The following is a 17623-nucleotide window of genomic DNA, read 5'->3' as shown; positions in this document are numbered from 1 at the left end:
GCTTCGTCAGCCTCCCGCCTGTGCTAGTAGTCGTTTTGCTAGGAGTCGTTTTATTAGGAGTCGTTTGCCACTGCGGTGCCCGCTGGGCGGGAGCCGAAGGCAAGGCTGGTCACACCCTCGGGCGGCAGGCCGGCGACGTTAGCCAGCACTTCCGCGAAAGCTTGGACGTGGCCGGTGAGGTCGGAACCTGTGGCGGTCCAGGAGGCGCGCATCTCCAGCTGGAAGGCGCGCGGCGGTCCACCGATCTCTCCGTAGCGGACGGAAGCCGTAGAAGTGACCGTGCCACCGAGGTCGGTGTATTCACAGTTGGGAGAGTCCAGCTGCTCCTTGAGCCAATCCCAGGCCACATCCGGTAGCAGCGGGTCGGAGGCCACGGCAGCGTCCATGTCCGCCTGGATATAGGCGACCATACGCATGCGCTTGCCTTTCCATTGCTCTTCCCCCTGTGGGTCGTGCAGCAGAATCAGGCGACCGAAGGCATCGCCGGCGGGAGTACCGGTGGTGTCGTCGCTGTCCTCGTCGGCGGGTAGCACCTCGAGGCCGATGGCGTGGCTGAGGGGTGCGAGGTTACGGGGCGGTCGGATGTTTCCGATGCTGATGCCGCGACGCACCTGTGCTTCCGACATGGAGCGCACCGCTTCGTGGAAGTACTCTGGGATCTCAGTCTCTTGGCTCACAAGGTCTAAACCTAGCCTTTAAGGTTTGTCGTGTTTGTGAGGCGCGCCGAGGGCGCTGGCATAATGGCAACTATGACCAGTGAGCCTATTGATTGCCCCATCCAAGCTGATACTGCTGCCGCCGAGGCGCGGCGTCGCGCACACAAGGACGCGCCGTTCCTCGCCGCAGCGCGCGGAGAAACCCCAAGTCGCCGCCCGGTGTGGATGATGCGCCAGGCCGGCCGCTCCCTGCCGGAGTACCGCGAGATCCGTAAGGATTACGGCATGTTGGAATCGTGCTTTAATCCGGAGCTGCTTGCGGAGATTACCTTGCAGCCGGTTCGCCGGCACGACGCTGACGCTGCGATTCTGTTCTCCGACATCGTGGTACCGCTAAAGGCGGCAGGCGTGGACTTGGATATCGTTGCCGGCCGCGGCCCTGTTGTGGAGCATCCGGTGCGCACGGCAGAGGAGGCAGCTGCCCTGCCGATCGTAGAGAGCAGTCAGCTCGACAGCATCGTCGAAGGTATCGGCGGTGTGCTACAGGGACTGCGTGACGACCAGGTACTTATCGGTTTCGCCGGCGCCCCCTTTACGCTTGCCTCTTACCTCGTCGAGGGTGGCCCCTCTAAGAACCATGAGGTTACGAAGGCTCTGATGTACTCCCAGCCCGATGTGTGGCACGCCCTTATGCGCCGATTGACGCCCACAATTATCCGCTTTCTGCAGGTTCAGGTGGAAGCTGGCGTGGATGCCCTCCAGCTATTTGACTCCTGGGCCGGCTACCTGACAGCGCGGGACTACCGTGAGTTCGTCCGCCCGTACTCGACCCAGATTTTTGATGCGATGCGCGCTTACGGGATTCCGATGATCCACTTCGGCGTTGGCACCGGCGAACTGCTGGGTGACATGGCTCTGGCAGGCCCCGACGTGGTGGGTGTGGACTGGCGAGTACCGCTGGATTCCGCCGCCACGCGCGTATCCGCTGCACTGCAAGAGGCCGACCCAGCGGCGGAGCCGACCGCTCGCGCCAAGGCACTGCAGGGCAATCTGGATCCGGCTGTGCTGTTCGCTGGCCCGGAGGTTGTAGAGACTCAGATCGCCCGCATCTGTGCCGAGGCCGACCGTGCCATCGAGCGTGGCCAGGCCCGCGGACACATCTTCAACCTTGGTCACGGGGTTTTGCCGAACACTGATCCCGATGCCATCACCCGCGCCTTCGAGGAGGTCCACAAGCGATGAAGGCTAACCAGTTTTCTTGCCATTTCGAGAAGCTAGATACCACCGGGCTGGAAGGTCTGCGTGTCGCCATTATCGGCGGTGGTATTGCCGGTCTGGCTGCGGCGTGGGAGCTGCGTCGCCAGTTGGGGCCGGGCGCCCGCATCTTGCTGACTGAGGCCTATGACCGGCTGGGCGGAAAGCTAAAGACGGTGAATTATGCCAACGGTCCGGTGGATATGGGAGCGGAGGCATACATGGGTTTCCGCCAGGACTTCACTGAACTGGTTGAGTCCGTTGGGCTGGGGGACCAATTGTGTGTGCCCTCTGGCCTTCCAAGCGGCTTCTATGTGGACGGCGCGCTGGTCGATATACCGCGGCGCACGTTGATGGGTATTCCTTCCCGTGGTTCGGACGTTGTCGAGGTCGTGGGGCAAGACGGTGCGGCGCGGATCGACGCAGAGCGCAACGGGCAGCCGATGACGTGGACGCCGGGCCAGGACACTTCTGTCGGGCAGCTGGTGGAAGCACGACTGGGGCGTATCGTGGTCGACCGTTTGGTATCGCCACTGCTGGGAGGCGTGTATTCCTGCAACGCTTTTGATCTGGGCGTGCGCGCCACGCTTCCGCAACTGGCGGCAGAGCTGGACCGCCGCGGCGCGGAGGGCCAGCCGTTCTTCCTGGTGGATGCTGTCGAGCACCTTCTGTCTCAGCGGTCCACACCGAAGGAGGAGGAGAAGCCGAAGCCCGTCTTCCGCAGCCTGCGCGGAGGGTACGCCAGCCTGGTAGATGCACTGGTCCGCCACGCAGATCCGGAACTGCTGCGCAACACCGCAGTGGAGTCCATCGGTCGCACCCGGGGCGGCTACTACATCGATCCTATCGGTGAGTTTGATGCCGTCATCGTCGCCACCCCGGCACCCACTGCCTCGGCCATCCTGCAGTACATGGCTCCCACCGCCGCGGATGTATTGGGGGACATTGATCTTGCCAGCAGCGTAGTTGTCGGCATGCGAATGGCTTCCGCCCATGGCATCCCCGAGCGTTCGGGTGTTCTCTTGGGTAGTGACGCCCCCACGGAGGCGAAGGCCTTCACATTCTCTTCTCGTAAGTGGCCGCACCTGGCCGAACGCGGGGGAGCCTTTGTGCGGGCTAGCTTCGGCAGCTTTGGCAACCCGTGGCACCTGGATGTAGATAATCGTGCCCTGCTGAGCTTTGCTGTCGAGGACCTCGAGCGCATCACCGGCGAGCGGAAGACCCCGGAGGAGTATTTCGTGCAGCGCTGGTGGGGTGGCCTGCCGCGCTATGGCGTGGGCTACATGGATGCAATGTCTCAGGCATACAACGAGGTGTTGGAAATCCGCGGACTAGCATTGGCCGGTTCGATGCTCAACGGTGTGGGCGTTCCCGCAACCGCCGCGTCGGGCGTGGAGGCCGCACGGGAGATTATCCGCGAGATGGCGTGACCCTCCCCACGCATTGCTCCTCAGGAGGGTGATCTCGCGTAGATTGGATTTCGTATAGGCCGTTAACGGCGGCTATAGAACCTATGAATGGAACTCAGAAAGGCTAAAGAGGCTAAACACCATGACTGAACTGAACGCGCAGGAAATCAAGCGTCTCAACGCCGTCGTTCGCTTCGCCACCTACTCGGTCTTCAAGATCGAGCCGGGCGTGCTGGGGGATCGTGCGGAGGCAGCCGCTGATTTTCAGGCATTCATTGATTCCTTCGAGGACGAGGACCTGGTGATCCGCGGCGTCTACGACCTGTCCGCGCTGCGCGCCGAGGCTGACGTAATGATTTGGTGGCACGCGGAGAAGATGGAGGATCTGCAGGTTGCCTACCGTCGCTTCCTCAAGGAAACCAAGCTAGGACAGGCTTGCGAGCCGGTATGGTCCAACACCTGCCTGCACCGTCCGAGCGAGTTCAACAAGGCCCACCTGCCGTCCTTCATCATGGGCGAGGAGCCAGGAGATTGGATCTGCGTATATCCGTTCGTCCGCAGCTACGACTGGTACACCATGGAACGTGCGGAGCGCTCCCGCCTGCTGCGCGAGCACGGCAAGGCCGCTTTGGGCTTCGACGAGGTTCGTGCGAACACCGTTCCCGCCTTCGCACTGGGCGACTACGAGTGGATTCTGGCCTTTGAATCTCCGACCTTGGAGCGCATCGTCGAACTGATGCACAAGATGCGCTACACGGAGGCGCGCCACCACGTGCGCGAGGAAATCCCGTTCTTCACCGGCCGCCGCGTCAACGGCGATAAGGAGAAGCTGGCTAGCTTCGTGGAGTCGCTGGCTTAAGCGTTAAAGCGATGCTGTTGATGCAGTAGCGCAGATCGGTGGGCGTGGCGTAACCCTCGCCCTCGAAAACATGGCCCAGGTGGCTCTCGCACCGGGCACACAGAACCTCGATGCGGCGCATACCGAGGGAATCATCAACACGGGTAATAACCGCATCCGAATCCTTCGGATCAAAGAAACTTGGCCAGCCGCAGTGCGAGTGAAACTTCTCGGTCGAGCGGAAAAGCTCCGCGCCGCAACCCTTGCAGGCGTAGACGCCCTCGGTCTCCGTATCCGTGTACTCGCCCTTAAATGGGGCTTCGGTTCCAGCCTGGCGAAGAACGGCGAACTCCTCGGGGGTGAGGCGTTCGCGCCACTGCTCGTCAGTGAGCTTCCGGAAGTCAGCCGTGGGATTCAACTCAGCCATCAGTGGCCTCTCCTGTCTTCGTGTTCTTGCGGTAGAAAAGTCCGTTGGTGTGCAGATCGCCGAGGGGGTGGACGTTGTGGCGTCGATCCCTAAAGAACCACGTCGTAGAGACCACCGCGGCAGCAACGATCAACAATGACCAACCGATAGTGCCGCGCGTATATTCCGCCACGCGGCCGTAGTCGACCCACCGGTCGGAGAACCAGGAGTCGTAGCTGAAGAAGAAGTACACGCCGAGCCACGCCACGGGGCTATGCATCACGGAGCGCGAGGAAAGAACCGTGAAGATGATCGGCAGCAACAGCATCGAGTAGTACATCTGGCCCAAACTGCTAATCAGGAACACGCCCGTTAGAAGCACGCCGGCGGTGCTGGCAGACCACATCACCGGATCGCGGTCGCGGAAGCGCAGCAGCATCGCCAGCGCCACAAGTACGCAGATGGCGGCGAGGATGCGCCACAGCCAGATTGTCCAGTCCGGGAAGCCGAAATACACGCCTACGCCGGGGATCGACGAGTTAGCAAAATCCCGTACCTCGCCGAGGTAAGGAAGCAGCTTGTCGAAGTAATCGTTCGCGTTTGTGGTGAGCGGCCACGCGATGATGTTCATTGCGACCGGGATCGCCAGGCCAGTGATGATGGTGGACAGCTGGCGGCGCATCAAGGGAATGAAAAGCAGTGGTAGGAACTGCGGCTTGATTGTGATGGCCAGGCCGATGACGATGCCGGCCAGCAGCCCCCGATTGTTGATGAGCAGCCACAGGAACAGCGACTCAGCCAGCAGCAGCACTCCGTTGATGTTGCCGAACCCGAGGGTGTTGGCGATCGATTCGGAACTAAAGAGGAAGAAGATACCGACCGGAAAAACCCAGGACCGCAGGGAAAAACCAAAGAGCTTCGTGAGCACCACGACCGCCAACACTGCCGCCACTCCGTTGCCGACCACGTACACGGCGCGCGCCAGTTCGATGTTCGACAGCAGTGATAGAGGGCTCAGTAGCAGCGTGGCGCCGGGGGAGTAGAGGTAGTGCGGATCCGTGGAGGAGTAGTCCTGATCGTAGATAGCCTCCTGGGCGCGGAACTTGTATAGCGCTGAGATGACCGTGCCGAAGTCGTCGGTGAGGCGCGAGTTCCAGGGGTGGACGAATACGCGCTGGATAAAGGTCATTACAGCCAGCGGCCAGAACACCCAACAGAGGATCTGGGAAGTGTCCACGCGGCCATCTGCACGTGTAGAGGAAATTTTCTCGACGTTCATCGCCGACTAATTTTAGCCCCCGAATTTCCTTGCAAGCGCTGCCACGCCGCTGGTAGGGCATGAAAAAAGGGGACCCGAAAGTCCCCGAAAACTGGAGCGGATGACGAGACTCGAACTCGCGACCCTCACCTTGGCAAGGTGATGCGCTACCAACTGCGCTACATCCGCATGCGAAAAATAATAATCCTTCGCTAGAGGATCCGAATGGGATCCAGTGCGCGATACTGGGATCGAACCAGTGACCTCTTCCGTGTCAGGGAAGCGCTCTCCCGCTGAGCTAAACGCGCCTTAAGTTCACTTTGTGTAAAAGAATGTGGAGGTGGAAACGGGAATCGAACCCGTGTACACGGTTTTGCAGACCGTTGCCTAAGCCACTCAGCCATTCCACCGCGGCAAGAAAATCTTGCTCGTGGCCCACTTTAGTGAACCGTGGAGCGGATGACGAGACTCGAACTCGCGACCCTCACCTTGGCAAGGTGATGCGCTACCAACTGCGCTACATCCGCATGCGAAAAATAATAATCCTTCGCTAGAGGATCCGAATGGGATCCAGTGCGCGATACTGGGATCGAACCAGTGACCTCTTCCGTGTCAGGGAAGCGCTCTCCCGCTGAGCTAAACGCGCTAAAACAAAACCCAAGCCCCGAAACGAACTCGGAATCTTGCTTGAGCTTGGAGCGGATGACGAGACTCGAACTCGCGACCCTCACCTTGGCAAGGTGATGCGCTACCAACTGCGCTACATCCGCATACACAACGTTGATTGCTAGAAAGCAATTCTTCGTCGCTGCGACAACAAACACTAGCCTGTTAGTCGCCTAGTTCACAAATCCCCAGGTAGATACGTGCTTCTAAAGGCTGTTTCTGCGCCGGTTGAAGATCTCTGAACTACAGTCGTGCAATTCGGTCATTTGGCACCGATGCGGTGCCAGCCTACGGGTTTTGGTTTTGGTTAGCGGCTAGTGGTACGTTCCCTCTTGAAGGTTCCATAGCTCAGTGGAAGAGCGTTCCGCTCACACCGGAAAGGTCGCTGGTTCGAACCCAGTTGGAACCACCACATACCGCCTGGCATTCTCGCCTGGCGGTTTTTCTTATCGGGTTAAAGGACAAAATGTGTGTCTTTCCCGGGTGTGTCGTGGTTATTTGACCCAGCCTTTTTGGATGCCGAGGTTGTGTTGGTAGCTGGTGTCGATGGCGGTGTCGTATTCTGCTGGTGCACCGATGTCATTGGTAGTGGCTGTGGTGTCGTGGGTGATCAAGTTTGTTGCTGTGGAAAGTGCGTCTTGACCCCATCGCTGGTCCCTGGCGATCTTGACCGGATCGTCAGGGACTTCTGTATGTAGGTACAGCCACCAATCCATCACTGTGCGTTGATGCGGTAGTGATAATCCGCGGTGTCTGCGGGCCAGTTCTTTTATTGGGGCGTTGATGCCGCCTTCGAGACTGTTTGTTGTCGCTGCTAGTCCGTCAGGATTGATGGTTGTTGGTGGTGGTTGCAGGTAGGTAAACAACAGGTCCCTGCGGTGTAGGGATAGTAATGACTGATAGGCCGCTCGGACGCGTTGGTGGGTGTAGACCCTGCTGTAGGCACCGGTGGCAGGGTCGCGGATGGTGGTTTTCTCGTTCATCCACACCTGGTAGGTGTGGTTGAATTCGTGCAGGTGGGTGACCCATTCGGCTGCGTGGTCAAGGTCTGTGATGCGAGTGAGTTTCAGGGCTAGGCGGTAGATGGTTTTGCCTGCGTCGGTGCGGGGATTGCTGGTGGTATGGCGGCGGACTGTTCGTTGGGCGTGGACGAGGCAGCGTTGGATGCGTGTTGTCGGCCAGCAGTGGTGGATGGCTGATTGGGCGCCTTGTCCGCCGTCTGTCACTGCGACAAGTGGTGCGGCAATGGGGCGTAGTAGTTCGGTGTAGGCGGCGGTGGTTTCTTGTCTGGCCCAGGTCCAGTTGATGACGTGGGTTTTACTGGCAGCGATAAGGAGGCAGCCGGACCTTAGGTAGGTCGCGTCCAGGAAGATCTGGTCGTAGATACGGAAAGTATCGATGGTGGGTGTGGGGATGATCCACCAGCACCAGTGGAAGCGGCGTTGCAGTGTTTTTGCTGAGACGTTTTGTGTAACTGCAATCTGTGTCAGTGGTTGGGTGCCGGTGATCCATTGGATGAACCAGGTCATGGTAGCGGCGTTTTTGTTGTGTGTTTGGGTGCTGCGGGTAAAGGAGTGTCCGCATTTGGTGCAGCGCCAGCGGGTTGTTCCTTTGCTGGTGGTGCCGTTTTTCTTTGTGTTGTTGCTGCATAGTGGGCAGCTGGGTCGGTTGGTGGTCATCCTTTAATCCAACCGGTGTGCGTTTAGCACAGATGTGGCCGGAGGTGTGGGATGGTGTGGGGAATAGCTTTCGGGGAGCTATTATGCGGTGATTTGTGGGGTGTGTTCTGCGGTTATGCTGGGATGCGGACACACTTTTTGTCTATTAACCCTTCTTATCCCATTGGAACTCGCACCCCTTGGGTGTACCCCCGGAAAATAGGTGCTTGGGAACTCTTTTGGCTTGGCTTCCGACTTCTGTAATAGCGCTGGAAAGCTTCGCAGGATCGAATCCGATCTTTTCGGCGCTATGGTGTTAGCAGTGTCGTGACAGAAAGGTTCACCGTTTACATGCCTCGCCGTTTTTCTTCTTTTGGACGCCCCCTAGCCCGCTTCCTGGCGGCATCTGGAATGGTTGCCGCCGTTTCCGTGGGTCTTGGCGCTCCAGCTTCTGCCCATGACGTCGTGGTGAAGTCCACCCCGGAGGCCAACTCCACAGTTGATCATCTGCCGGAAAAGATCGTTCTGAACTTTTCGGGCGAGCCGCAGGAAGGTTTTAATACCATCGCGCTTTCGCACGATGGTGAGGTACTTTTCCGCGGCGAGCCAAAGGCAGATGGCCGCGAACTGACAGTGGATGTTCCGGTAGACGTGCAGGGGAAGAAGGATGGTGGCGAGTACATCGTCGGCTACCAGATCACTAGCTCCGACGGTCACTCCACCCGAGGAAGCCTGAAGTTCAATTTGGCTTCCGAGGATGGCAGCGAAAGTAACGGGAATGGCGAAAACCAGTCTGCAGGTGACTCCGAACAGGGGGCACAGGGGGAGCAGTCCCCGAGTGTTCCTTCTTGGTTATTGCCATTGGGCGGTATCGTCGTAGTTGTGGGTGCTTTGGCGATCGCCATCGCACGCTTTCGCGATGTGAAGGACGACTAGCTGACAGCAGTTGGATAGAGCGTCCGTCATGTCCGATTAGTTGACGATTACCTGATCAGGAGAATTCCCGTGAAGAAGTTCCGCTCTGCAACTGCTGCCGCCCTGGCTCTGACCACTGCCCTTGCACTGTCCGCTTGCACCCCTCCGCATGAGAAGGACGGTGCTGAACGCGAGGACACCGCTACTACCGGCCCGGCCACTCCGAGCATCCAGTCCACCGAGGAAGCAGCTACGGAAGCATCCGAGTCTCAAGCTGAGGCTACTGACGCTACCGAAGCTGAAGAGACCGGCACTTCTGCAGAGACTGAGATGGGCGGCACTGAAATGGCCACCGATAACGCCGCGGCAACCGCCACCGGCGCAGCATCCGCGTCGGGTGCCACCAACTAGTACGCGAACTGGTAGAGATCGCGTATGTCGTGTCTGGGGTATAGCCCCGGGCACGGGAATGGTTGGGAAGCCCGCACGCCTTTTGATTGAAAGGTTCGTTATGTCCCTGACCTCCCTGAACAACTCCAAGAAGCGTGCCGCAGCCGTGGCTGCTGTCGCGTTGAGTAGTGCATTGTTCCTCTCCGCATGCTCGGACGATGGGGAAGACAAGAATGGCGCTTCCACCTCGGCTGAGGCCACTCAGTCCGCTGGGTCCGATGGGGCCGATGGCTCCACTGAAGCTGCAGACGACAAGGCACTTGAGTTTAAGGACTCGTACGTCACCGCAAAGCCAGCGGACAAGAACATGACGTCCGTGTTTGGCACTCTGCACAACACCACCGACAAGGACATCACCATCACCGAGGTGAAGGGTGACATTGACGGCGCGAAGTATGAGCTGCACGAAGTCAACAGAGACGGCGAGATGCAGCAAATCTCTAGCCTTACTATCCCCGCGGGCGAGGATAGCGTCCTGGAACCGGGCGGCAACCACATCATGATTATGGAAGTCTCCGACGAGATTGCCGCCGGTGATTCTCTGGCCTTCACTCTGGTCGATAAGGACGGTAAGGAATACAAGCTGGATAACGTTCCGGTGCGTGTTCAGCAGTCCACCCACGAGCACTACGGTGACGCCAAGGACGGCGAGATGGGCAACATGGATGGCATGCAGCATGGTGGGGATCACATGCAGCACGGCGGAGAACACGGACACGAGCACTAAGACCAATGTCTGACCCCGCACGTTTTCGTTCTTCTATTTCTGACGCCTCCACCTCCGAGCCCGCCCAAGGTGTGAAATTCACTCGCCGTGGATTCTTCGCCGGACTGGGAATGACTGGCGCTGCATCCGTCATAGCAGCTTGTGCTACGGCAGAAGACTCTGCCGACACAGCTGGCGATGGGGGTGCTGGTGATGGGGCGTCAATAAGAAAGATAAATTTTGACGGCCCACACCAGGCCGGTATCCGGGAAGATTCGCAGAGCCACGCGCTGATCGTTGCCTTTGATTTGAAGAGGGACGGGGTGCCGCGCGGCGGATTGAAGAAGAATCTGGAGCGCCTGATGCGCATCTGGACCGGCGATGCGCGCTCTATGACTCAAGGGCAGACTGCCCTGGCGGACCTGGAGCACGAGCTAGCTATGGCTCCGCAGAATCTAACGGTTACTGCGGGGTGGGGACCCAAGCTAATCAAGGATATGGACTTGATTGAAAAGGTTCCTTCGTGGGTTAAGAAGAATCTCAATGGGCTGCCCAAGTTCAAGGGAGACAAGCTCGATCCGGATTTCGGTGGCGCTGATGTAGTCCTGCAGATCTGCGGTGACGACCTCACTGCCGTGAGCCATGCCGCACGGGTGTTGACCCGCGGCGGGCGTGACTATGCGACGCCGAAGTGGACCCAACGCGGATTCGTGGACTCGCCGACAGGCGAGACTCCACGCAACCTGCTGGGCTTCAAGGACGGCACGGCCATTCCCCGCGCCGACAAGGAGTACGACGAGGCAATCTGGGATGATCAGGGCGGTAGCGCCATGGTGGTCCGCCGGGTCGTCTTCGACATGCCGGGTTGGGAGAAGCTGGACCGGAAGTCGCGCGAGGTTGTGTTCGGCAGACACGCGGACACTGGAGCGCCGCTTGGCGCGAAGGACGAGTTCGACCCAGTCGATCTGAATAAGACCGGCGATGACGGCCTGCCGCTGATCGACGAGCGTAGCCACGTTGGAATTACTGCGGGTGAAGGCACCCGGATGCGGCGCCGCGCTTACAACTGGGATAACGAGGTCACCCCACTGGGCAATAGTGGGCTGATTTTCATCTGCTTCCAGGCTGATCCTGACGAGGCGTTCACGCCTCTACAGAAGCGACTAGCGGAGAAGGACCGATTGAATACGTGGATCACCCACGTCGGTTCAGCGGTCTTCTGGGTGCTGCCTGGCACAAAAACCGGGGCGTACTGGGGGCAAGAGATCCTGGAGGGGTAGAATCTACGGGCGTTGAGGACTGTCACCAGGTATGTGACCGTCACTAGAGCCCGAGAAGGAGCACGATCCACCAGTGAGTACCCCCGAAATCACCCCAGCTGCCGTTACTTTCCGGGTTCCGGCCGGAACCCCGGCCGGCGCCGCCATGCGAGAGCTGGGCCTTCCAAATAAGGGTCCGGAAGCCATCGTTTGTGTGAAGGAGACCGAGGGGGAGAGCGCCGGTCAGCTGCGCGACCTTTCCTGGGCACCCCAGCAGGACGTGGAGGTAGCCGCCGTTCCGGCTAACACCGACGAAGGCCGAGGTGTGATCCGCCACTCGTGTGCGCACGTGCTCGCGCAGGCAGTACAGAAGGAATTTCCCGGTACCAAGCTGGGTATTGGCCCTGCCATCGACAATGGTTTCTACTACGACTTCCAGGTTGCGGAGCCCTTCACTCCGGAGGACTTGAACAAGCTGGAAAAGACGATGAAGAAAATCATCAAGTCTGGCCAGAAGTTCGAGCGTAAAGCTTATGACGACGTAGAGCAGGCGCGCGCGGAGTACGCAGACGAGCCCTTCAAGACCGAGCTGATTGCCGACAAGGGCAACGTTGATCCGGACTCTGACGAAGCCACGGAGGTCGGCGCCGGTGAACTGACCGCCTACAGCAACGTGAACCCGCGCACTGGCGAAGTCGAGTGGTATGACCTCTGCCGCGGCCCGCACGTGCCGACGACCCGCTGCATTCCGGCTTTCGCCCTAACCCGTTCCTCCGCTGCCTACTGGCGCGGTGATCAGTCCAAGGCTGGCCTACAGCGTATCTACGGCACTGCCTGGGAGTCGAAGGAAGCTCTGGCGGAGTACCAGACGATGATGGCGGAAGCTGAGAAGCGCGACCACCGTCGCTTGGGCCAGGAGCTCGATTTGTTCAGCTTCCCCGATGAGATTGGCTCCGGCTTCCCGGTATTCCACCCGGACGGCGGCATCGTACGCCTGGAGATGGAGGAGCACTCCCGCAAGCGCCACATTGCCTCCGGGTACAGCTTCGTCAACACCCCGCACGTCACTAAGGGCGACCTGTTCCAGAAGTCCGGGCACCTGGATTTCTACGCCGACGGCATGTTCCCGCCCATGCAGCTGGACGGAGAGACCGACGACGAGGGCAACGTCACAAAGCCTGCGCAGGACTACTACGCCAAGCCCATGAACTGCCCGATGCACAACTTGATCTTCGCCTCTCGTGGACGCTCATACCGCGAGCTACCGTTGCGCTTGTTCGAGTTCGGCACCGTGTACCGCTACGAAAAGTCCGGCGTAATTCACGGCCTGACCCGTGCGCGTGGCTTCACCCAGGATGACGCGCACATCTACTGCACCGAGGACCAGCTGGAGCAGGAGCTGACCACGGTGCTGGAGTTCATCATCTCCCTGCTGCGCGACTACGGCCTAGATGACTTCTACCTGGAGCTATCCACCAAGGATCCGAACAAGTTCGTGGGCTCCGACGAGATCTGGGAGCGCTCCACTGAAATCCTGGAACGCGTGGCTACCAAGTCCGGCCTGGAGCTCGTGCCGGACCCGGCGGGCGCAGCTTTCTACGGTCCGAAGATCTCCGTTCAGGCCCGGGACGCGATCGGGCGCACCTGGCAGATGTCCACCGTGCAGCTGGACTTCAACCTGCCCGAGCGTTTCAACCTCGAGTACACGGCACCGGACGGCTCCAAGCAGCGCCCGATCATGATCCACCGCGCGCTCTTCGGTTCCATCGAGCGCTTCTTCGGCGTGCTGCTGGAACACTACGCAGGCGCGTTCCCCGCGTGGCTGGCCCCGCACCAGGTCGTCGGTATCCCCGTTGCCGATGAGTTCAACGAGTACCTGGAGAACTTCGCCGCAGACCTGCGTGCTCAGGGTATTCGCGCGGAGGTGGATACCTCTGACGATCGCATGCAGAAGAAGATCCGCAACCACACCACCGGCAAGGTGCCTTTCATGCTGCTGGTCGGTGGCCGCGATGTGGAAGCCAACGCCGTGAGCTTCCGCTTCCTGGACGGCACCCAGGTCAACGGCGTGCCGCGCGAGGATGCGCTGCGCATTATCTCCAACTGGATCGCTGAGCGCCGCAACGACCAGCCGAGCTCGGAGCTGATCCAGCCGCTGGTGGAGGTTTAGCGTCGCGGTGGAGCAGCAACCGGACCAGCAGACCGAACCCTATGTGGATTCCGGCGTGGGATCCCAGCCCGACCTGCAAGGCGGGCTGGAGCGACTGTGGGCGCCTTACCGCTCCCAGTACATCGCCAAATCCAAGCAATCCGCCGACCCCTTTGCCACACTGCCGGAGCTTTCGGACGAAGAGGCGCTGATCGTCGCCCGGGGTAAGTCGGTTTACTGCGTGCTGAACCTGTATCCGTACAACCCCGGCCACATGCTGGTTGTTCCTTATCGTCAGGTGGCCGACTACACGGAGCTCGACGATGCAGAAACCGCAGAGTTAGCGGAGTTTACGAAGATTGCGCTGAAGACGCTGCGAGCGGTTTCCAAACCCGATGCGGTGAACGTCGGCCTCAATTTGGGCAAGGCTTCCGGTGGTTCCATTCCGACACACCTGCACCAACATATAGTGCCTAGGTGGGTCGGTGATGCTAACTTCATGACAGTCATGACGGGCACTAAGGTGTTGCCGCAGACGCTGCGGGAGACCCGTGCGCTGTTGGCAGATGCCTGGGAAACCGTCACCCGTTCTACCGACTAGCGGTTCAGATCATTAGGGAGAAAAACTTCAGCGATGCTTAGCGTGCACGGCCGTGGCCCCGCCGCGGTCATCATTGAACCGATCGCCAGGGTGCTGCACAAGATGGGAATTACTCCCAACGCAGTGACCGTTTTCGGCACCCTGATGGCGATAGGTTTCGCGCTCTGGCTGATTCCCTCCGGTCACCACTTTGCCGCTGCCGTACTCATCGGTCTTACGGTCGCTACTGACATGGTGGACGGCACCATGGCTCGCATGCGCGGCGGCGGCACTCGGTTCGGCGCCACGCTAGATGCCACCTGCGACCGCCTCAGCGACGGCGCCATCTTCGGCGCCCTGGTCCTCTGGTTTGGCCTGCAGGAACCCGCCAACGTCGTGATGATGAGCGTCTGCTTGGTGATTCTCGTTGCCAGCCAGGTCACCAGCTACGTCAAAGCCCGCGCAGAGGCCTCGGGAATCAAGGTCGTGGGAGGGCTCATCGAGCGCCCGGAACGCCTCATCATCTCCTTGGTGGCAGTTGGTATCGGCGGGCTTGGCGTGCCACACATTCTGGCGTGGGGACTGTGGATCCTCGCTGCCGGATCGCTGTACACGGTTGTTGAGCGCCTACTAATTGTTGCTCGTTCGGACGCCGCGTCTCAGACTATCGCCGCCCCCGAAGGAGCCCGCGAGTTTCCCGTTGAGGGGAGTGAAGGCTGATGGGCGAGCGGCTATCCGCCGCGGCTTATATTGCCGGCTGGAAGGTGACCTCCAGGCTGCCGAAACCAGTGGCGAAGGCATTGTTTGAATGGGGCGCGGACGTGGCGTCCAAAAAGGGCAAAGGCCCAGAACAGCTGCGCCGCAACCTTGCCCGCGTTGTCGGGCCGGAAAACGTCACGCGCGACCTGGTTCGCCGCTCCATGCGCAGCTACATGCGTTATTGGCGCGAGGCCTTTCAGCTGCCTGCGATGGCCGGGCGCGAGCTGGCGGAGGAGCTCAACCGCAACTTCGTGCCTGGGTCGCTGGAACTGCTGCACGCGAGCGCCGAATCCGGCCGTGGCACCATCATCGCTTTGCCGCATGCGGGAAACTGGGACATGGCCGGGGTGTGGCTGGTGCACCACTACGGAACTTTCACCACCGTCGCCGAGCGCCTGAAGCCGGAGAGCCTGTTCGAGGCATTCGTCGAGTACCGCGAGTCGCTGGGCTTTGAGATCATCGCTTTGACGGGCGCGGATGTGCCTCCCTTGGAGCGGATGGAAGAGGTGCTGCGTGAAGGTGGAACCGTGTGCCTGATGGGGGAGCGAGACCTGACCGGCCATGGGGTCGAGGTGGAGTTCTTCGGGGAGAAGACCTCCATGCCCGCGGGTGCGGCGCTGCTGGCGCAGCGCTCCGGGGCGAACCTGTTCACTGCGCGGGTGGCGTTCCGCGGCGGGGCGACGGACCCCCGGCCCGAACGGCGGGGTACGCCGGAGACCTGGGAGCACGAAGTCACGCCCGTAGAGGTGGAAGGGCGGAGCCTGCAGCAGATCGTCCAGCAGATGGCGGACAACTTCGCCCGCGGCATCGCTATGGACCCGCAGGACTGGCACATGCTGCAGCCGCTGTGGTTCGCGGATCTTTCGGAGGCGCGCCGCAAGCGACTGGGGTTGAGTGAAGAAGACCAGATGGAAGGGCAGGACTAATGCGGATTGGAATGGTCTGCCCGTACTCCTTCGACGAGCCGGGCGGCGTGCAGATCCACGCCATCGACCTGTGCACAGAGCTGCGCAAGCGCGGCCACGAAGTCAGCTTGATCGGCCCCGGTAAATCCACCGAGGGGCTGCCGGATTTCGTAGAGCTGGGTGGCTCCAGCATTCCGATCCGATACAACGGTTCGGTCGCGCGGTTGAGCTTCGGTCCGCGAACCAAAAAGCACCTTAAGCAGTGGATCCGCGACAACCAGTTCGACCTTTTGCACATCCACGAGCCGAACTCCCCGTCTTATTCAATGATGGCCATGGCAGTGGCAGAGGGACCCATTGTGGCGACCTATCATGCCTCGGCGAGCGAATCGAAGATCCTGAAGGTGGCACTGCCCTTCCTGCGCCCCTACCTGGAGCGCATCCACGGTGGTATCGCAGTCTCTGAGGAGGCTCGCCGTTGGCAGGTGGAAAACCTCGCGGGCGACCCGGTGCTGATTCCTAACGGTGTGGAGACCTCGACCTACCGCAACGCTGAACCCCTGGCAGGGCTGGGTATGCCTGAGCAGACACGTCCGCGCCTGATGTTCCTGGGACGATTCGAAGAACCTCGCAAGGGCCTGCAGATCCTCCTTGAGGCGATGCCGCGGATCGTCGCGGAGGTGCCGGACGTGGAACTGATTATTGCCGGTGGCGGCGACATCGACGCCCTGGTCGAGCGCGTGCGGAAGCTCGGTCTGTCCGTCTGTGTGGGGCTGGGGCCCAGCGCGAAGCCTAGTGACGCCCACGTACGCGTACTCGGGCGCGTCAGCGACGCGGACAAGGCCGGCGCGCTGAGCGCAAGCGATGTGTACGTGGCGCCGAATACCGGCGGCGAGAGCTTCGGCATCGTCCTGGTGGAGGGTATGGCGGCAGGGGCAGCGGTGCTGGCCAGCGACATTCCGGCCTTTGAAGCGGTTGGTCAACACGGCAGGTCGGCCCGCCTATTCTGCAATGGGTCGGCGGTAGACCTTGCAGACAAGGCGATTGGTCTGCTGCATGACGACGTTGCTCGTGCCAAGCTCATCGAAGCTGGGGCACGGCGTGCCGTGGACTTCGACTGGCAGACGGTTACAGACCAGGTGGAGCAGGTGTATGACACGGTGACGGTCAAAGGTCGAAAGGTGACACTGGCATGATCACGATTCCCGTGTGGGTCTTCATTGTCGCGGTGGTTTTGATCCTCGCGATCGTTGCGGGTGTGTGGGCCTCCGGCATGGCCGGCCGCCTGAACCGTCTGCACATTCGTACTGACTCGGCGCGTGTAAGCCTGGAAGGAGCGTTGCGTGCTCGCTCCAGTGTTATTGCTGCGCTGCAACCCGAGCTAGGGCAAGACGTAGCGCATGTGAACCGTGTGGCGTTGCGAGCCACCGACATGGGCGCACGAAGCGAGGCGGAAAATGAGCTGCTGAGTGAACTGAATGCGCAGGTGTGGAGCAATTCCAGCTTCTTAGAGGCTTCGGCGAAGGTAGACCTGGCGGCGCGTTTCTACAACGACGCAGTCTCCGACACCTTGAGCGTGCGCTCCCGCCCTCTGGTGCGTGCCCTGCGCCTGGCCGGGCGGGCGCCTTTGCCGGAGTACTATGAGGCTCTTTTGTCTAGTCCCGCGCCTAGCGAACAGTCTTCCGACGGTAGCGGCTTCACGGAGAGCTAGTTTTAATTCCCTCCCGATAGCGGGATCGGGAAGTAGACAGGTTA

Annotated in this window: 17 protein-coding genes and 7 tRNA genes; 14 read left to right on the top strand and 10 right to left on the bottom strand. The window is 60.4% G+C overall.

The annotated features are described in order from the left end of the window. Positions 1 to 53: 53 nt before the first annotated feature. Complete coding sequence (locus CJEIK_RS05610) at positions 54 to 677, bottom strand: DUF3000 domain-containing protein (RefSeq protein ID WP_005295018.1); 624 nt, start codon at positions 675 to 677, stop codon at positions 54 to 56. A gap of 63 nt (positions 678 to 740) precedes the next feature. On the opposite strand from CJEIK_RS05610, the gene hemE reads away from it, so the two are divergent. The 3 genes from hemE to hemQ all read left to right on the top strand — a co-directional run bounded on the left by hemE (position 741) and on the right by hemQ (position 4178). After that, positions 741 to 1898, top strand: a complete 1158-nt coding sequence (gene hemE / locus CJEIK_RS05605) for a uroporphyrinogen decarboxylase (RefSeq protein WP_034964949.1) — start codon at positions 741 to 743, stop codon at positions 1896 to 1898. After that, positions 1895 to 3340: a protoporphyrinogen oxidase gene (gene hemG / locus CJEIK_RS05600; RefSeq protein WP_005295013.1), complete on the top strand. Its 1446-nt coding sequence runs from the start codon at positions 1895 to 1897 to the stop codon at positions 3338 to 3340. The genes hemE and hemG overlap by 4 nt, the downstream gene beginning before the upstream one ends. Before the next feature lie 121 nt (positions 3341 to 3461). Next, positions 3462 to 4178, top strand: coding sequence for a hydrogen peroxide-dependent heme synthase (hemQ, locus tag CJEIK_RS05595; protein ID WP_005295011.1), 717 nt, complete (start codon positions 3462 to 3464; stop codon positions 4176 to 4178). Here the strand turns inward: hemQ and msrB are convergent. The 8 genes from msrB to CJEIK_RS05555 all read right to left on the bottom strand — a co-directional run bounded on the left by msrB (position 4153) and on the right by CJEIK_RS05555 (position 6591). Then, complete coding sequence (gene msrB, locus CJEIK_RS05590) at positions 4153 to 4584, bottom strand: peptide-methionine (R)-S-oxide reductase MsrB (protein ID WP_005294999.1); 432 nt, start codon at positions 4582 to 4584, stop codon at positions 4153 to 4155. The genes hemQ and msrB overlap by 26 nt on opposite strands. Then, positions 4577 to 5842 carry a glycosyltransferase family 87 protein gene (locus CJEIK_RS05585; RefSeq protein ID WP_005294998.1) on the bottom strand — a complete coding sequence of 422 codons (1266 nt, stop codon included), beginning with the start codon at positions 5840 to 5842 and terminating at the stop codon, positions 4577 to 4579. Before CJEIK_RS05585 ends, msrB begins: the two co-directional genes overlap by 8 nt. 92 nt (positions 5843 to 5934) lie before the next feature. Further along, a tRNA-Gly gene (locus CJEIK_RS05580) sits at positions 5935 to 6010 on the bottom strand. A 47-nt stretch (positions 6011 to 6057) separates the two neighbouring features. Then, positions 6058 to 6129: transfer RNA gene (locus CJEIK_RS05575), tRNA-Val, on the bottom strand. A gap of 27 nt (positions 6130 to 6156) precedes the next feature. Further along, a tRNA-Cys gene (locus tag CJEIK_RS05570) sits at positions 6157 to 6231 on the bottom strand. Positions 6232 to 6272: 41 nt separating this feature from the next. Continuing rightward, positions 6273 to 6348, bottom strand: a tRNA-Gly gene (locus CJEIK_RS05565). A 47-nt stretch (positions 6349 to 6395) separates the two neighbouring features. Further along, positions 6396 to 6467: transfer RNA gene (locus tag CJEIK_RS05560), tRNA-Val, on the bottom strand. A gap of 48 nt (positions 6468 to 6515) precedes the next feature. Continuing rightward, positions 6516 to 6591 (bottom strand) — tRNA-Gly (locus CJEIK_RS05555). A gap of 233 nt (positions 6592 to 6824) precedes the next feature. On the opposite strand from CJEIK_RS05555, the gene CJEIK_RS05550 reads away from it, so the two are divergent. Continuing rightward, positions 6825 to 6899 (top strand) — tRNA-Val (locus tag CJEIK_RS05550). An 82-nt stretch (positions 6900 to 6981) separates the two neighbouring features. Here CJEIK_RS05550 and CJEIK_RS05545 read toward each other — a convergent pair. Continuing rightward, positions 6982 to 8166 (bottom strand): IS256-like element IS3509 family transposase, encoded by a 1185-nt coding sequence (locus CJEIK_RS05545; protein WP_011273851.1) that lies wholly within the window; start codon positions 8164 to 8166, stop codon positions 6982 to 6984. 330 nt (positions 8167 to 8496) lie between these two features. Between CJEIK_RS05545 and CJEIK_RS05540 the strand changes: the two genes are divergently transcribed. From CJEIK_RS05540 to CJEIK_RS05495, 10 genes are all read left to right on the top strand, one after another. Then, positions 8497 to 9081 carry a copper resistance CopC family protein gene (locus CJEIK_RS05540; RefSeq protein ID WP_011273629.1) on the top strand — a complete coding sequence of 195 codons (585 nt, stop codon included), beginning with the start codon at positions 8497 to 8499 and terminating at the stop codon, positions 9079 to 9081. A gap of 69 nt (positions 9082 to 9150) precedes the next feature. Next, the gene (locus CJEIK_RS05535; RefSeq protein ID WP_005294995.1) at positions 9151 to 9471 is read left to right on the top strand and encodes a hypothetical protein; all 321 of its coding nucleotides are present in this window, start codon (positions 9151 to 9153) and stop codon (positions 9469 to 9471) included. 100 nt (positions 9472 to 9571) lie between these two features. After that, positions 9572 to 10237 carry a copper chaperone PCu(A)C gene (locus CJEIK_RS05530; protein ID WP_011273628.1) on the top strand — a complete coding sequence of 222 codons (666 nt, stop codon included), beginning with the start codon at positions 9572 to 9574 and terminating at the stop codon, positions 10235 to 10237. A 5-nt stretch (positions 10238 to 10242) separates the two neighbouring features. Further along, positions 10243 to 11496 (top strand): Dyp-type peroxidase, encoded by a 1254-nt coding sequence (locus CJEIK_RS05525; protein ID WP_172544879.1) that lies wholly within the window; start codon positions 10243 to 10245, stop codon positions 11494 to 11496. A gap of 145 nt (positions 11497 to 11641) precedes the next feature. Further along, positions 11642 to 13645: a threonine--tRNA ligase gene (gene thrS, locus CJEIK_RS05520; protein WP_005294983.1), complete on the top strand. Its 2004-nt coding sequence runs from the start codon at positions 11642 to 11644 to the stop codon at positions 13643 to 13645. 7 nt (positions 13646 to 13652) lie between these two features. Then, positions 13653 to 14225 carry an HIT family protein gene (locus CJEIK_RS05515; protein WP_005294980.1) on the top strand — a complete coding sequence of 191 codons (573 nt, stop codon included), beginning with the start codon at positions 13653 to 13655 and terminating at the stop codon, positions 14223 to 14225. A gap of 33 nt (positions 14226 to 14258) precedes the next feature. Further along, entirely contained in the window at positions 14259 to 14924 is a 666-nt protein-coding gene (pgsA, locus tag CJEIK_RS05510) for a phosphatidylinositol phosphate synthase (protein ID WP_005294977.1), read from the top strand. After that, positions 14924 to 15889, top strand: coding sequence for a phosphatidylinositol mannoside acyltransferase (locus tag CJEIK_RS05505; protein ID WP_005294966.1), 966 nt, complete (start codon positions 14924 to 14926; stop codon positions 15887 to 15889). Before pgsA ends, CJEIK_RS05505 begins: the two co-directional genes overlap by 1 nt. After that, positions 15889 to 17064 carry a glycosyltransferase family 4 protein gene (locus CJEIK_RS05500; protein ID WP_005294965.1) on the top strand — a complete coding sequence of 392 codons (1176 nt, stop codon included), beginning with the start codon at positions 15889 to 15891 and terminating at the stop codon, positions 17062 to 17064. Before CJEIK_RS05505 ends, CJEIK_RS05500 begins: the two co-directional genes overlap by 1 nt. Then, positions 17061 to 17579: a LemA family protein gene (locus tag CJEIK_RS05495; protein WP_005294964.1), complete on the top strand. Its 519-nt coding sequence runs from the start codon at positions 17061 to 17063 to the stop codon at positions 17577 to 17579. The genes CJEIK_RS05500 and CJEIK_RS05495 overlap by 4 nt, the downstream gene beginning before the upstream one ends. Positions 17580 to 17623: the final 44 nt, after the last annotated feature.

It is taken from the genome of Corynebacterium jeikeium (genome assembly GCF_028609885.1).
GTDB lineage: Bacteria > Actinomycetota > Actinomycetes > Mycobacteriales > Mycobacteriaceae > Corynebacterium > Corynebacterium jeikeium.
Note: the sequence above shows the minus strand (reverse complement) of the source record. Positions and strands in the feature narration are given on the sequence as shown.

What these genes read in the sequence shown, in the direction of transcription:
- CJEIK_RS05505 (WP_005294966.1), top strand. Translation starts at nt 14,924, where the DNA reads ATGGGCGAGCGGCTATCCGCCGCGGCTTATATTGCCGGCTGGAAGGTG.
- thrS (WP_005294983.1), top strand. Translation starts at nt 11,642, where the DNA reads ATGCGAGAGCTGGGCCTTCCAAATAAGGGTCCGGAAGCCATCGTTTGT.
- CJEIK_RS05530 (WP_011273628.1), top strand. Translation starts at nt 9,572, where the DNA reads ATGTCCCTGACCTCCCTGAACAACTCCAAGAAGCGTGCCGCAGCCGTG.
- hemQ (WP_005295011.1), top strand. Translation starts at nt 3,462, where the DNA reads ATGACTGAACTGAACGCGCAGGAAATCAAGCGTCTCAACGCCGTCGTT.
- CJEIK_RS05525 (WP_172544879.1), top strand. Translation starts at nt 10,243, where the DNA reads ATGTCTGACCCCGCACGTTTTCGTTCTTCTATTTCTGACGCCTCCACC.
- CJEIK_RS05500 (WP_005294965.1), top strand. Translation starts at nt 15,889, where the DNA reads ATGCGGATTGGAATGGTCTGCCCGTACTCCTTCGACGAGCCGGGCGGC.
- hemG (WP_005295013.1), top strand. Translation starts at nt 1,895, where the DNA reads ATGAAGGCTAACCAGTTTTCTTGCCATTTCGAGAAGCTAGATACCACC.
- CJEIK_RS05495 (WP_005294964.1), top strand. Translation starts at nt 17,061, where the DNA reads ATGATCACGATTCCCGTGTGGGTCTTCATTGTCGCGGTGGTTTTGATC.
- pgsA (WP_005294977.1), top strand. Translation starts at nt 14,259, where the DNA reads ATGCTTAGCGTGCACGGCCGTGGCCCCGCCGCGGTCATCATTGAACCG.
- CJEIK_RS05545 (WP_011273851.1), bottom strand. Translation starts at nt 8,166, where the DNA reads ATGACCACCAACCGACCCAGCTGCCCACTATGCAGCAACAACACAAAG.
- CJEIK_RS05585 (WP_005294998.1), bottom strand. Translation starts at nt 5,842, where the DNA reads ATGAACGTCGAGAAAATTTCCTCTACACGTGCAGATGGCCGCGTGGAC.
- CJEIK_RS05540 (WP_011273629.1), top strand. Translation starts at nt 8,497, where the DNA reads ATGCCTCGCCGTTTTTCTTCTTTTGGACGCCCCCTAGCCCGCTTCCTG.
- msrB (WP_005294999.1), bottom strand. Translation starts at nt 4,584, where the DNA reads ATGGCTGAGTTGAATCCCACGGCTGACTTCCGGAAGCTCACTGACGAG.
- hemE (WP_034964949.1), top strand. Translation starts at nt 741, where the DNA reads ATGGCAACTATGACCAGTGAGCCTATTGATTGCCCCATCCAAGCTGAT.